Raw genomic sequence first — 11837 nt, 5'->3', positions numbered from 1 at the left:
AAAAGTAGTACGCACTTTGTTGATAGGTACTACCTGAAAGGATAGTTTAAATATGAGTATGGCTGAATACAAAGGTAAAGTTAAAAATATTCAAGATACACCTTTTGGTTATACAATGTCAGTTATTTCCGGTAAATGGAAAATGGTTATTATTTACCTCCTAGCAGAAAACCAACCGGTTCGCTTTAATGATCTGAAGAGACAGATAGGAGCTATTACCTATAAAACATTGAGTTCACAACTTAAAGAATTGGAAGCAGATGGTATGGTGAAACGGAAAGAGTATCCTCAAGTTCCCCCTAAAGTCGAGTACAGTCTCACAGATAAAGCGGAAACATTATTACCCGTCTTGGAACAGTTATGTGAGTGGGGAATAAAAAACCAAAATAATTAAATTGCTCTGGATATCAAGGTGCTGCATGATACTGTAGTCATGTAAATCACATAGGTTTTCATCACTCATGAATACTCCAATCATAATTCTCCATTCTAACAAATTTTGCAGTTTCACGATCTCTCTCATATGCACAAGGCACTGTGTCATTGATAAACACTAAGATCGAATCATCGATGTTCAGCATCTTCCCAACAGAAATGAATTGAAAATTGTTCGCATCAGCATTGAAATCATCTTCCTCGTGACCACTGAAGAAGACCCATCCTAAATCACTATCGTCGTAGGGGTCAAATCTCAACATTAAGCTAAATTCATTTCTTGACAGCACGTCATTACTCACCGTAACTTTTTTATCCAAATAGTAACCCATATCCACTGCATACGGGTCATCGAGCTGAGTATCGCATATATGTATCAGATTGAAATGAATCAAATCTCCATACTGAAGGGATTCAAGATAGTATGGTTTGTTCATCAACTTACCGTGGAATTCAGAATCGTTTCTTTCGAGTATTTCAACCCACATTCTTTCTCCTTCATACCCGTTATCCAACGTTTCTTCAGCCATAAAAATTAACTTAACGAGATCGCCTGCTTTTAGTTGATTCAAAACATGGTCACTCGGAAGATAAAATGTATATGACGATTCCTTATGACGATCAACCGCACTATCCAGCTTCCATTTCATCAAATCCCACGCTCCTGTACGAATTTCAAACCTGTTAAGTACGTATCTTTTTCCCGATCAGAATTCCAGCTTGTCAAAAATCCTTACAAATATCTTTGCAATATTCCGGGCATCATCAATTCCCCGATGGTGTGTGCCGTCTAGCGGCAGCTTGAGCATTTCCAGCGCCCGTGCCATGCCTACTCCCCGTTCTTTACCGATCGTGTTCCCATGTTGATGTTTGATGCTGATATGATTAGCAAGCCAATCTGTACTTATTGTATGTAGTTCACAATCCTTCGTTAGTTGACTTTTATCATAAAATCCCCAAGAGCATAAGAAATAATTTTCTTTACCGATCCAATTCTGAAATTGTTGAATGGCTTCCGGAAAGTATTTTGCTTGATTAACATCCTCTTGCGAAATGGAAGTTAGTTTTTTGCAAAAATCTGATAACCAAGGATTTAATATCGGCTTAATAAACGTTTGAAATTCATCGACAATTTCAAGTTGTTCATTGATTTTAACGGCACCGATTTCAATAATTTCGTTTTGTTTGGTTCGGTCATTTTCCCAACAAGTGGCCTCTAAATCCAGCACAATGTAGTTCACTTTGTATCACTCCATTTCCTTTAGCTAGTTAAATCTGGATAACCGGCAGCTTTCTAATTCTTTCATCTGCGCATTGTCTATAATCTCATTTGCCGCCAATCGGCTAATCATAGGGGCCAGCGTAATAGCTGAGTGCATAACTGCTAGATAAAGCCCCTTTATCCGATCGTGAACACCAACGATAGGATAGCCATCTTCAGGCATGGGTCGCATTCCTACCTCGATACTTTCCAGCTCCAAGGTCTCCCCTCCCTTTAGATCGTGACGAAGGACTTCAAATGCTCTTTTCCCGATTGCGTCCGGCCCGTTTTCTTCAGACTCGTCCACATAATCTTCCGCCGCGATTAGAGTATCGTCGGTTAGTTGCCTTGCTTCAAATCTCGAATTGGAAATCAAGGTGTGGATTAACTTTTCCTTAGATTTCATGCGAATCATAATGGAAGGCGAAGGAGCGACAGGAACATCGAAGCCTAATGGCTTACAGAGCTTGGGCAAAGCCGCACCGGCTGCCAGTACGATTACATCGGATTCTATAAAACCATTTGAGGTGTAAACACCAACAACCTGAGTACCCACTTTTTTTATTTGCAAAGCTTTCGTATCAAAACGTATATTCGCCCCATGTTCTTCCGCTTTTTTCACCAACAGTTTTGTTGTCAAAACAGGATCTAGCGCGCCTTCTTCGTACGCAAAACTCGCTTCTTCCGGATATTCCTTCAAATTAGGTTCTAATTGTATGATCTGCTGCCGATTTAATTTTTGTATCCGAGACTCCTCTATATTTGCAGGAACTCCCCATTTCAGTGCTCCGTGCCAGTTTATTTTTAAATCAGGCAGCTCTTTTTCTAATTCACGATATTCGTCTAACGTTGCATCATACAAATGTCGAAATTTTTTTAAAACCCGGCCCGAAGGATTAATCCAAGCGAAAGATTTTTCAGTTACTTCACATGCCGCTGTTGAATGACTCTCGATTAAAGTGACATCCTGATTCCGCTTTGATAAGTTATAAGCCATTGATGCACCGACAATACCTGCACCAATCACTACAATTTTTTTCTTATTCATATTCGGTTCCTCCTGATGTTGATCTCAAATCGCTGGTTGTTGTTGTGTATCCTTGGCTGACAGCCCCCATTCGGCCAAATCGTTTTCTGAAAATGTAATGATCGTAGATTTGTCGTAAAATTTGGCAAATCCATCGATATGAAAATCGGTAATGTCTGCACCTGGCACTCCATCTAGCCAAATAAAATTCGTAACGCCAAGGCTGCCGAGATAGGTTTCAATTTCCTCTTCGGATAAGTCAGGATTTCGGTTTGGATTCACAACAGAGCTTCTGGTCGATAACAAGGTACCATGGCCGTCCAGTTCAATAGCTCCGCCTTCTATGACGAGTTTACGCGAATCGATTCTTTCGATGTTTAATTCCTTACTGAGGCGCTCGCGAAGTGAAGCGTCCTTGGTAAAAGGAGCTTTCTTCCCCCATCCATTAAATCCCAGGTCCCATAATTTTAGATTTTTATTACGGTCATAAACAAAAATCGGTCCATTATCCCTTGCCCACACATCATCCGTAGGCGAAATAAAGAAATCAATCATGTTCATATTTATCCCTTGGCTCGTAAGGAGTTTGTTAATTTTCTCTTTTTCAGCTTGATTATACGCAACGATGTGAACTTTCTCACCTTCGCTTAAAGCGCTTGCCATCTTGATCCAAATGTGCTCTATCCCATTTTTATAATCTTCGCCATAAGTGTATCCATGAGGCCATTGTAACCAAGTACCTTCATGTTCGCTTTTTTCATCCGGAATCGTATATTTATCTTCCACTGCTCCAGCCTCCTCTATTTCTTATCCTCCATGGTTTAGTATTTTGCTTACCGTTTTAATATCACGGTTCGTATAGTATCTATAACCATTCACTTCATCTTTTCTCGGCTTTAATAGCGATTTCTCGTCGTAATATCTTAGCATTCTCTGGGATATTTTATTGATTTTCGAAAATTCCCCGATTTTATGTAACAACAAATTCACCTCTTAACATAATTCCCTTCTTACACTCTCCTTTTTGTAAGTACCTGTACTAAAAGTGCATACTTACATATTTGCAGCGTGCACTTTATACTCAAGAAGTAAATCATACTCAAGGAGGACAAAGCAGTGAAAACTCTCGTTATCGTAACGTACCCAAGCCTAGAAACTTCCGTCGTCAATAAGCGATGGGTCGAGGAGCTTAAGAAGTATCCTGAAAAGTATACGGTCCACGAATTGCATAAGGTTTACCCTGACGGAAACATCGATGCGGAAAAAGAACAGCAGCTCATTGAATCGCATGGCAATGTTGTTTTACAGTTCCCCATTTATTGGTTTAATTGCCCGCCTCTCCTGAAAAAATGGCTTGACGATGTGTTAGCTTATGGCTGGGCTTATGGTTCGAAAGGCGATAAATTAAAGAATCGTAAAGCTGCTTTGGCCGTATCTGCCGGAATTATAAAAGAAGACTACAGTGAAGCGGGTAGATATCGCTATACGCTTGACCATTTATTGTCTCCTTTTGAAACTACTTTCCGATACTGCAAAGCGGATTATCGTTCGTTCTTTGCGTTTTACGGTAAGGAAAGTGCGCCTGGCGAAAATGTGCCTGGCGAAGAAATCGAGTCCTCTGCAAGCGAATTGGAAAAAAGCGCACAAGATTACGTGAATTTTATCGACAACCTGTAAGTGGTAGCTTTATTAAGCTAAAAAAAGAAGTATTTCCTTGTTGCGGAGATACTTCTTTTGATTTAAACCTCCTGAGCCGGCAAGCTGTTCTTCTCTCCCCACTCGCACATCATATTTAACAAGGGGATGAGAGAAAGACCGCGTTCAGATAAGGAATATTCCACTTTTGGAGGTACTTGGGGGAATTCTTTACGTAGGATCAGACCATCGGCCTCCAGCTCTTTTAACATGATGCTTAACGATTTAAAGGAAATGGTACCGATACTTCGCTTCAGCTCGTTATGCCGCATCACCTTATTTTCAGCCAGCCAATACATAATGATCATTTTATATTTACCGCCTATGACGGACAACGTATATCCAAAGCCGGTATCTTTTAGCTTCACGCCAGACGGAACGCAGGTATCGGGCACAAGCTTCACTCTCCCTTCAGGCAAGTATATAATATAAATGCACATATGATTAGTATAAATTACTTATTCTTCGCTCGCCAAGCATTTACAAAAAAAGCAACGGAACCAAAGAGCGGAAATATAGCAAGGTAACTTTTATTCATAGCTTGGCTCCAAGCACTCGCAGCAAGAATGATCCCTAATAAACAGTAAAAGATCGTTTTCCGGTTGAAGTTCATCGCTATGCTCCCCTTGAGTATCACAGATTTTTGTTAGAAAAAATCCGAATGGATAGGACCATCGAGATTCCCCCGATCACAAACGCCAGTAAAACAAAGAGCACGTCCAGCACGAATAGTGAAAAAGGAAGCGAGGCCGGGAATACGGCTCCATTCTGCTGCAATAATTTCATGATGTTCGGCAATACGAAAGGCGTCAGGAAGATCAGAAAAAAGAATATATATCTCGATTTTTCGTAACCGAAACGATATTGAACCGGGATCATGACTCCGAAAATAATACTTAGCAAGAGGAACGTTCTTCCTACCTCGGACAGATCAAGTAACCCGACTTTCACCGGACTGATCAGAGCCGCAATAGTGTACAAACTGCAGCAACCGATAAAAATGGCAACGACAAAAAAATACTTTGACATCACGATCGTCTTTCTTGTATATGGGGTCGCACAAAGAAGCGACGAGCCTTTGTATTTATATTCCATCATGGAAACCGTACTGTACAGCAAAAAAACAATGTACAGCGTACTTAGAAAGAAAGGCAGAAACTCCCCTGCAATGAAGTCGAGCTTCGTATGCATGAAGACCGGCAGCACCATTGCTGCAAGCAGCATGATGATCCAATATTTTTTTGCGAGCAGGAAATCCTTTTTTACAAGATGAAACAGCATCGGGGTCACCTCCTAATGTAGCCTAACATAATATCTTCAATGGTCGGCCTTTCAATGAGCGCATGTTGCATGTGCTGACGTACGGCCGCTTTATCGTTCGTCACGCCGGAAAATCCATACTCGGTTTCGTGCAAGGTTAAAAACATTTTTCTTGTAGCCTCATTCAGCTCGCTAGGATCTCCTTTCACGAATCCATGCCTGTCTAGCAAGATGTCTTTCTCTTCACTGAAGACGATTCGACCGTTGTCAATTAGAATTAGCGCGTCTGCAACTTTATCCAAATCCGAAGTGATGTGCGAAGATAAAAAGACGCTTTTTCCGTCCTTCACATAATCAAGCAGGATGTCCATCAATTCCAATCTCACCTGCGGATCGAGCCCGCTCGTCGGTTCATCCATAATTAATAAGTCCGCCTGATGGGAAATCGCCAACGCGATGGCATATTTCATGCGCATCCCTTTGGAAAGCGTCCCTATTTTTTGATTCAATTGCAGCCCAAATCGTTCCATGTGCCGGTTAAACAAAGCGTTATCCCAATTAGAATAGGCCGGGGCCACAATGTTTTTCATCTCCAGCATGGTTAACTCGTCATAGAAATATCCTTCGTCCAGGACAATCCCAATACGGTTTTTGAATTCTCGTTCGTTTCTTTGAACATCTTTTCCGAAAAATTGTATCTCTCCCGCGTCCTTCAACATTAATCCGAGAATCAGTTTAATGGTCGTCGTTTTTCCGGCGCCGTTCACCCCAATGAATCCTGTAATACAGCCCTCGATCAAAGAAAAACCGACATCATCCAGTCTGAAATTCCCCAAGTCTTTCTTCAATCCTGCTACCTCTAAAATGGGCTTCATTCTTCCCCCTCCTCAAACAGCAAATCCATCATGGCATATAATTCGCTTTTGCTGATGCCTAACGAACGGGCGGTTTTCCACGCTTCCGTGAGCTTCACTTCAACCATATGCCGTTTCGATTCCAATAGCAGCTCAAAGTTTTCCTTGGCGACAAATGACCCTTTGCCTGCTTTGGTCGTAATAAATCCTTCCGATTCAAGTTCGTCATATACTCTTCGGGTCGTAAGGACACTTACGCGCAGATCGTTGGCCAAGGCACGTATCGATGGCAGCATTTCCCCTTCTTTTAATTCACCGCGAATAATAGCGTCCTTGATTTGATCTTTGATTTGCTGATAGATCGGCGGATCGGATGTATTGGAAATAATAATTTTCATGGGACCTCCACAAATCACAACTGTGTATCTCTTACATACACAGAATATACAATATACACAACAATGTCAATGGCACGAAGGGAACGCTAAATACCCCCGCCTTGTATCGGAGGGGGTTGAACTAATACATCGTTTTAATTGGTGGTTCATTGCATCCGGATAGGCCCAATTGCCCTACCGAATCACGCTTCTTTGTTGACATTCAACCGCCGGTACGCAATGGCAGCCAGTACCGCCCCGATAAGAGGAGCCACAATAAATACCCATAGTTCCGCTAACGCTTCCCCACCCAATAGGACTGCCGGTCCGAAGCTTCTAGCCGGATTAACGGAAGTGCCGGTAAGGCCGATGCCCAGAATGTGAACCAGCACTAGCGACAAACCGATAACAAGACCTGCAACATGACTGTTAGCAGCATCGGACGTGACTCCCAGAATGGTGTAAATGAAAATGAACGTCAAAACGATTTCCACGATGAATGCCATCGTACCGGTTATCCCGATCCCGTACCCTTCGCCGAATCCGTTCTGCCCCAGACTGGCTACAGGCTTGCCTGTTGATTGGATAATCGCGGATAGCAGTGCCGAACCCATAACGGCTCCGGCTGTCTGAGCAATCACATAACCCAGGAATTCCTTGCGGGGCATCCTCCCGCGTATGAGCATTGCCAATGAAACGGCAGGATTAATATGGCATCCTGAGATCGGACCGATCACATAGGCCATCGCGACGATGGACAGACCAAACGCGAAGGCGCTTCCAAGATACCCCAACTCGCCCCCTGCCGTAGCTGCACTTCCGCAGCCGATCAGCACGAGTACCAAAGTCCCGATGAATTCGGCCGCATATTTCTTCCACGACGGATACATCTTTTTTCATCCTCTCCTGTATATTTAAGACCTAAGTAAATATATAAGGTCGAACTAAACAAAAAATGAACATTTTTTGTTTTCAATGGAACTAAGGATTGCCGATTATAATGATAGGGAAATCGAAATGAATTAGGAGTGATGAATTCATGCCAACATATCGTGAAATGGAAATTATTCAACGAGGGATTGAAGACGGAGATACTTCTATGGCTGATGCCGAACTTGTTGAAAAATTTATTTCTTGGATTCCCAGCTACAATTGTGAATCAGCCGCAGAGGGATATTTCTCGTTTCTTTCATCAATTGCCAAATATAAACCATCATTAATCGAATCGTTATTAAAAAAAGCAATCGAGCCGGTTTATTACTTGGGGTATGAGAATTCGGAGGAGATCCTGAATTGGGCGGCTTATTTTGCCAAAGCTCTGAATGCCATGTATACGCCTTCAGAATTAGGGAAAGTGTGGCTGTGCGAAGAATTACCCAATTACAAGGAATACATTGCAAAATGTCTGATTGAATATATGACCGAATAAATATTAATTTATTAAAATACTGCGGTTTGTTTGCTACAATACCAAAAAAAACTCATATTTTTTTTCGTAAAATGATGAATTTATTGCGTACTAATGCAATAATCATCAAAATGTCTAATGACCAATTCCAAAAATTGTGATATACTCTTTGTGCTTTCATTCTTACCGCAAAAAAATAAATTGCTTATTGATTGGAGCGAGTGAGTAAAGATGCATAAGATTATTGAGCAAAGCGTGAATTATTTACTGTATCATCCTGATCGCGGCTACTTATTTGTTGACCCGGTTCATGCCATATTCGAGCTCATGCGTAACCTTAAACATACCGACAATCCTTTGGAAGCCTATAAATTTACTTTTGAAGAAGGATCCGAAGTTAAATTTAACGATAGTATTGTTCAATTTATGCTGAATGGCTACTCTATTCATAAATTAACGAACACCATAGCGATTAGCAAAATAAATGAATAGCAAGAGCTGCTATTCATGTTTCTTTCATGCGGGTGCCAATGGACTTGAGCCATTGGCCGTACTTCACTTCACAACAATCTTCACTCGCGTTCCATCGGGATACTTTTCCAATTGATTGCTTACCCAAGATCCCGCTCCTCGATTGTCGGAAGGGCTTATATACATGATATCGGCTCCTTTTCCGCCTTCTGCGCACATGGCCATGGGAAACTCGTCTCGATCCAAATTAGGCTTTACGGGCACGCCTTTTAGAGACTCTTTTCGATTGGCTTCAGCGCCCTTTCTATCGATTGTACAGATAGAGGATTTCCCATGCTCAATCGCCGCTTTTATGTGGGCCCCAGTCTCTGGAAAACGGTCCGATGGAAAATGGAGTACAACTGCGCTTTCAGCTTCGTTGCTTGCTGGTGTTGAAAGATTCGTTAGAATCCAACCTTTGTTAAAATACAAAACGAATAGTACGAATAGAATGGTAGCAATAGAAATTGTTTTATTTTTCATTATGTATATGTCCTTGAATTAGATTTTTATTTGTTTGATTTATTTACATACAGTTCTATGCGTTGGTTATAAACCTGATCGCCATACTTTATGATTTTGGGATAATTGGTGAAATCGGCCATGCTGCTTAAGTCGTTTCCTTCACTCATGATAAATTTGCTGGTAGGTTCACTCTTATTATGTAAACCCAACATCAATTTTTTAATGTTACAGGGTTCGAAGCAGCGTACTCCAAATAAGACCATAAAATGCTGATCTGTGAATGAATGATATAAGTCAAACAGCATAAACTCCGGGCTTTCTCTCTCTCCTTTGAATACAATAACATCGCCACGTCCTATACCGTAAGAATCGTATTTTGATACTAGAAAGTCGTCGTCAAATTGTATACCCATTAAATTTTTAATCTCACTTATTTCATCAGACAAATAAATGCAGTCAATAGGCAATAAATAATGTATCTCCGTCATTTTCTTCATCTCTTGTTATACTCTAACTCCCCTAATGAAATCTGGCAAGGAAAACCAATAAAAAAATCCGGCTCACCTCGATATGTTTAATATTCGCTTTGCTTTCACGGGTATCCTCTATCTGCGAGACGCCAAAACAAAGAGAAACCCACATCGGATAGACATGGGTTTCCAAAAGTGATTTTAATGCTCCCGCTGGTTTGCCGATTGATCGATTTGGGGAGCCCGAATATCTGAATCAGTCCGACAGAGCATGCTTCTGCGGCTTGCTCGCTTTTCTTGCCTCCTCTCTTATCCATGCAAATAATAAAAACGAGGCCATAACGGCAATTGCTACACCGATCGTCCCGAACCACGGGATGGATGCTAAAGATACCCGATCCACGGCCAGGCCGCCAATTCCCGCTCCTGCTGCCATCGATAATTGCATTATGGATTGGTTGAGCCCGAGCATGACTCCCGAATAATTCGGCTCGATTCGGATCAAATTGTATTGCTGCGTAGGACCGGATGACCACGCTGCAAATGACCATAATACAAGTACGGCGACAACGAACAACCAAGAATTCGTTAGGGTGACAGCAACAGATAGTAAAATGAGAGCCGCGATGTGCAAGAGCATGCCCCCGGTTAACGTGGAAGAAACTCCCCATTTATCCGTACTGTAGCCGCCGAATTTGGAGCCGATTAAACTGGCCACGCCGAACGCCAGCAGGACTCCGCTCAGCACATCTTCATTCAAACTGGCAACCTTGAGAAGATAAGGAGAAATGTAGGTATACGCAATAGAGTAGCCGCCGAGCCAGAAGAAAGTGATCGAGAGTCCAAGCGCCACTTTTTTGCTTTTTAGAAGAGCAAGCTGCTTGGATAAAGGTACGGGAGCATCCCCTTTCACTTGCGGGATCGTTTTGTATAGAACAAAGATAGCCAGAAGCCCTGTTATGGCGATGAAACCGAACACCGATTTCCAGCCGTAAGCCGAAGCGATCATGCGTCCGAGAGGAACACCGATAATTAATGACGTAGTGAACCCCATTACCACGGTTGCTATGGAACTGGCCTGTTTACCTTCGGGTGCGATTTTCGCTGCAATATCCAGGGCGGTGACAACAACCATTCCTGCACCTAAAGCCATTATCACGCGCGCAAGGACAAAAAGTCCGAATCCCGGCAGAACAAAAGACAAGATATTCGCTACCACAAAGATTCCGAGTGCCCCAACGAGCAGTTTTTGCCGCTCTATTTTTGCCGTCAATGCCATCAGGATGGGAGTGCAAATCGCATACACAAATGAAAAAACAGTAACAAGCTGCCCAGCCGAAGTAATCGAGATCCCCATCGTATCCGAGATCTTATCTAAAATCCCTGAAATGACATACTCGGATGTCCCGACTAAAAAACTGACAATTGCCAAAAAATAAACTTTCCAAGTGCTCGCCTTCAATTTCATCACTCCTTATTCATTTCACATCTATAAATTATAAATTATCGATGTGTTGAGCATAAAATCTACATATTTTAATTTGTCGATATGTAGGCTTGAAACAAACCGAATCCTCAGGAGAGCATTCAGTTTGTAATCGTTAGATTTCGTTGTTAAAAAACGCACCGATTTCGCGGATTGTTTCCTCGTTTCTTTTATAGTACGTGTACTTGCCGATACGTTCCGTCTTTAAAAGCCCTGCTCGTTGGAGAATCGATAAATATTGAGAAGCTGTAGACTGAGTCATTTTCAACTTTTCCGTGACTTGACCGACGCATACCCCAATGTTTCTCATATCAATCCCTTCGTGGGGCGCAAAATGTTTTTCGGGCTCTTTCAACCAATGCAAAATGTGCAACCTGGACTCATTGGACAGTGCTTTAAAAATTTCAATCGGCTCCATACACATTATAATATCGCAAATTATCGATATGTCAAGTTTTTTAGTACAACAAAAAAGAGGCTGTCCCAAAAGTAACTATTTTAGAATCTGCGGGACAGTCTCAGATGGTAAAAAGGGTGAATAGTTGAATGAAAAAGGAGCTAGGCAGCTTGTTTGGGCCTAGCTTCTTTC

The 11837-nt window shown here is 41.9% G+C and carries 18 protein-coding genes and 1 pseudogene; 4 read left to right on the top strand and 15 right to left on the bottom strand.

From position 1 onward, the window contains the following. Positions 1 to 52 precede the first annotated feature (52 nt). Positions 53 to 394, top strand: coding sequence for a winged helix-turn-helix transcriptional regulator (locus NI000_RS36345; RefSeq protein WP_253416140.1), 342 nt, complete (start codon positions 53 to 55; stop codon positions 392 to 394). A gap of 61 nt (positions 395 to 455) precedes the next feature. On the opposite strand, the gene NI000_RS36340 is transcribed toward NI000_RS36345, so the two are convergent. The 5 genes and pseudogenes from NI000_RS36340 to NI000_RS36320 all read right to left on the bottom strand — a co-directional run bounded on the left by NI000_RS36340 (position 456) and on the right by NI000_RS36320 (position 3713). Continuing rightward, positions 456 to 1085: an immunity protein Imm33 domain-containing protein gene (locus NI000_RS36340; RefSeq protein WP_253416139.1), complete on the bottom strand. Its 630-nt coding sequence runs from the start codon at positions 1083 to 1085 to the stop codon at positions 456 to 458. 57 nt (positions 1086 to 1142) lie between these two features. Then, entirely contained in the window at positions 1143 to 1676 is a 534-nt protein-coding gene (locus tag NI000_RS36335) for an exonuclease domain-containing protein (protein ID WP_253416138.1), read from the bottom strand. 24 nt (positions 1677 to 1700) lie between these two features. After that, complete coding sequence (locus NI000_RS36330) at positions 1701 to 2744, bottom strand: NAD(P)/FAD-dependent oxidoreductase (protein ID WP_253416137.1); 1044 nt, start codon at positions 2742 to 2744, stop codon at positions 1701 to 1703. Between the two features lie 48 nt (positions 2745 to 2792). Then, a pseudogene (locus tag NI000_RS36325) lies at positions 2793 to 3500 on the bottom strand (agmatine deiminase family protein); the annotation flags it as partial. A gap of 30 nt (positions 3501 to 3530) precedes the next feature. Beyond that, positions 3531 to 3713 (bottom strand): MerR family DNA-binding transcriptional regulator, encoded by a 183-nt coding sequence (locus NI000_RS36320; protein WP_309247966.1) that lies wholly within the window; start codon positions 3711 to 3713, stop codon positions 3531 to 3533. Between the two features lie 126 nt (positions 3714 to 3839). On the opposite strand from NI000_RS36320, the gene NI000_RS36315 reads away from it, so the two are divergent. Then, entirely contained in the window at positions 3840 to 4400 is a 561-nt protein-coding gene (locus tag NI000_RS36315) for an NAD(P)H-dependent oxidoreductase (protein ID WP_253416136.1), read from the top strand. A 62-nt stretch (positions 4401 to 4462) separates the two neighbouring features. Here the strand turns inward: NI000_RS36315 and NI000_RS36310 are convergent, their stop codons facing one another. The 6 genes from NI000_RS36310 to NI000_RS36285 form a co-directional block, all read right to left on the bottom strand. After that, the gene (locus tag NI000_RS36310) at positions 4463 to 4813 is read right to left on the bottom strand and encodes a winged helix-turn-helix transcriptional regulator (RefSeq protein WP_253416135.1); all 351 of its coding nucleotides are present in this window, start codon (positions 4811 to 4813) and stop codon (positions 4463 to 4465) included. Between the two features lie 59 nt (positions 4814 to 4872). Further along, entirely contained in the window at positions 4873 to 5031 is a 159-nt protein-coding gene (locus NI000_RS36305; protein WP_253416134.1) for a hypothetical protein, read from the bottom strand. A gap of 20 nt (positions 5032 to 5051) precedes the next feature. Beyond that, positions 5052 to 5699 carry an ABC-2 transporter permease gene (locus NI000_RS36300; RefSeq protein ID WP_253416133.1) on the bottom strand — a complete coding sequence of 216 codons (648 nt, stop codon included), beginning with the start codon at positions 5697 to 5699 and terminating at the stop codon, positions 5052 to 5054. A 5-nt stretch (positions 5700 to 5704) separates the two neighbouring features. Continuing rightward, positions 5705 to 6553 (bottom strand): ABC transporter ATP-binding protein, encoded by an 849-nt coding sequence (locus tag NI000_RS36295; RefSeq protein WP_253416132.1) that lies wholly within the window; start codon positions 6551 to 6553, stop codon positions 5705 to 5707. After that, on the bottom strand, positions 6550 to 6930 hold the full coding sequence (locus NI000_RS36290) for a GntR family transcriptional regulator (protein ID WP_216793713.1): 381 nt from the start codon (positions 6928 to 6930) through the stop codon (positions 6550 to 6552). The genes NI000_RS36295 and NI000_RS36290 overlap by 4 nt, the downstream gene beginning before the upstream one ends. 182 nt (positions 6931 to 7112) lie before the next feature. After that, positions 7113 to 7799, bottom strand: coding sequence for an aquaporin (locus tag NI000_RS36285; protein ID WP_253416131.1), 687 nt, complete (start codon positions 7797 to 7799; stop codon positions 7113 to 7115). Between the two features lie 149 nt (positions 7800 to 7948). On the opposite strand from NI000_RS36285, the gene NI000_RS36280 reads away from it, so the two are divergent. Both NI000_RS36280 and NI000_RS36275 read left to right on the top strand, forming a co-directional pair. Next, on the top strand, positions 7949 to 8338 hold the full coding sequence (locus NI000_RS36280) for a hypothetical protein (protein ID WP_253416130.1): 390 nt from the start codon (positions 7949 to 7951) through the stop codon (positions 8336 to 8338). A 210-nt stretch (positions 8339 to 8548) separates the two neighbouring features. After that, positions 8549 to 8809, top strand: a complete 261-nt coding sequence (locus NI000_RS36275) for a hypothetical protein (protein ID WP_253416129.1) — start codon at positions 8549 to 8551, stop codon at positions 8807 to 8809. A gap of 63 nt (positions 8810 to 8872) precedes the next feature. Here the strand turns inward: NI000_RS36275 and NI000_RS36270 are convergent, their stop codons facing one another. The 4 genes from NI000_RS36270 to NI000_RS36255 form a co-directional block, all read right to left on the bottom strand. Next, entirely contained in the window at positions 8873 to 9310 is a 438-nt protein-coding gene (locus NI000_RS36270; RefSeq protein WP_253416128.1) for a NucA/NucB deoxyribonuclease domain-containing protein, read from the bottom strand. 26 nt (positions 9311 to 9336) lie between these two features. Then, positions 9337 to 9789, bottom strand: a complete 453-nt coding sequence (locus NI000_RS36265) for a hypothetical protein (protein WP_253416127.1) — start codon at positions 9787 to 9789, stop codon at positions 9337 to 9339. Positions 9790 to 10018: 229 nt separating this feature from the next. Then, positions 10019 to 11230: an MFS transporter gene (locus tag NI000_RS36260; RefSeq protein WP_253416126.1), complete on the bottom strand. Its 1212-nt coding sequence runs from the start codon at positions 11228 to 11230 to the stop codon at positions 10019 to 10021. A 133-nt stretch (positions 11231 to 11363) separates the two neighbouring features. Further along, on the bottom strand, positions 11364 to 11666 hold the full coding sequence (locus tag NI000_RS36255; protein WP_253416125.1) for an ArsR/SmtB family transcription factor: 303 nt from the start codon (positions 11664 to 11666) through the stop codon (positions 11364 to 11366). Positions 11667 to 11837: the final 171 nt, after the last annotated feature.

It is taken from the genome of Paenibacillus tyrphae (assembly GCF_024158745.1).
Classification (GTDB): Bacteria; Bacillota; Bacilli; order Paenibacillales; family NBRC-103111; genus Paenibacillus_G; species Paenibacillus_G tyrfis_A.
Note: the sequence above shows the minus strand (reverse complement) of the source record. Positions and strands in the feature narration are given on the sequence as shown.

Bases quoted from the DNA above. Each gene is read 5' to 3' on its own strand.
- NI000_RS36290 (WP_216793713.1), bottom strand. From the start codon at position 6,930: ATGAAAATTATTATTTCCAATACATCCGATCCGCCGATCTATCAGCAA.
- NI000_RS36345 (WP_253416140.1), top strand. From the start codon at position 53: ATGAGTATGGCTGAATACAAAGGTAAAGTTAAAAATATTCAAGATACA.
- NI000_RS36300 (WP_253416133.1), bottom strand. From the start codon at position 5,699: ATGCTGTTTCATCTTGTAAAAAAGGATTTCCTGCTCGCAAAAAAATAT.
- NI000_RS36295 (WP_253416132.1), bottom strand. From the start codon at position 6,553: ATGAAGCCCATTTTAGAGGTAGCAGGATTGAAGAAAGACTTGGGGAAT.
- NI000_RS36255 (WP_253416125.1), bottom strand. From the start codon at position 11,666: ATGGAGCCGATTGAAATTTTTAAAGCACTGTCCAATGAGTCCAGGTTG.
- NI000_RS36280 (WP_253416130.1), top strand. From the start codon at position 7,949: ATGCCAACATATCGTGAAATGGAAATTATTCAACGAGGGATTGAAGAC.
- NI000_RS36260 (WP_253416126.1), bottom strand. From the start codon at position 11,230: ATGAAATTGAAGGCGAGCACTTGGAAAGTTTATTTTTTGGCAATTGTC.
- NI000_RS36285 (WP_253416131.1), bottom strand. From the start codon at position 7,799: ATGTATCCGTCGTGGAAGAAATATGCGGCCGAATTCATCGGGACTTTG.
- NI000_RS36305 (WP_253416134.1), bottom strand. From the start codon at position 5,031: ATGAACTTCAACCGGAAAACGATCTTTTACTGTTTATTAGGGATCATT.
- NI000_RS36265 (WP_253416127.1), bottom strand. From the start codon at position 9,789: ATGAAGAAAATGACGGAGATACATTATTTATTGCCTATTGACTGCATT.
- NI000_RS36270 (WP_253416128.1), bottom strand. From the start codon at position 9,310: ATGAAAAATAAAACAATTTCTATTGCTACCATTCTATTCGTACTATTC.
- NI000_RS36330 (WP_253416137.1), bottom strand. From the start codon at position 2,744: ATGAATAAGAAAAAAATTGTAGTGATTGGTGCAGGTATTGTCGGTGCA.
- NI000_RS36275 (WP_253416129.1), top strand. From the start codon at position 8,549: ATGCATAAGATTATTGAGCAAAGCGTGAATTATTTACTGTATCATCCT.
- NI000_RS36340 (WP_253416139.1), bottom strand. From the start codon at position 1,085: ATGAAATGGAAGCTGGATAGTGCGGTTGATCGTCATAAGGAATCGTCA.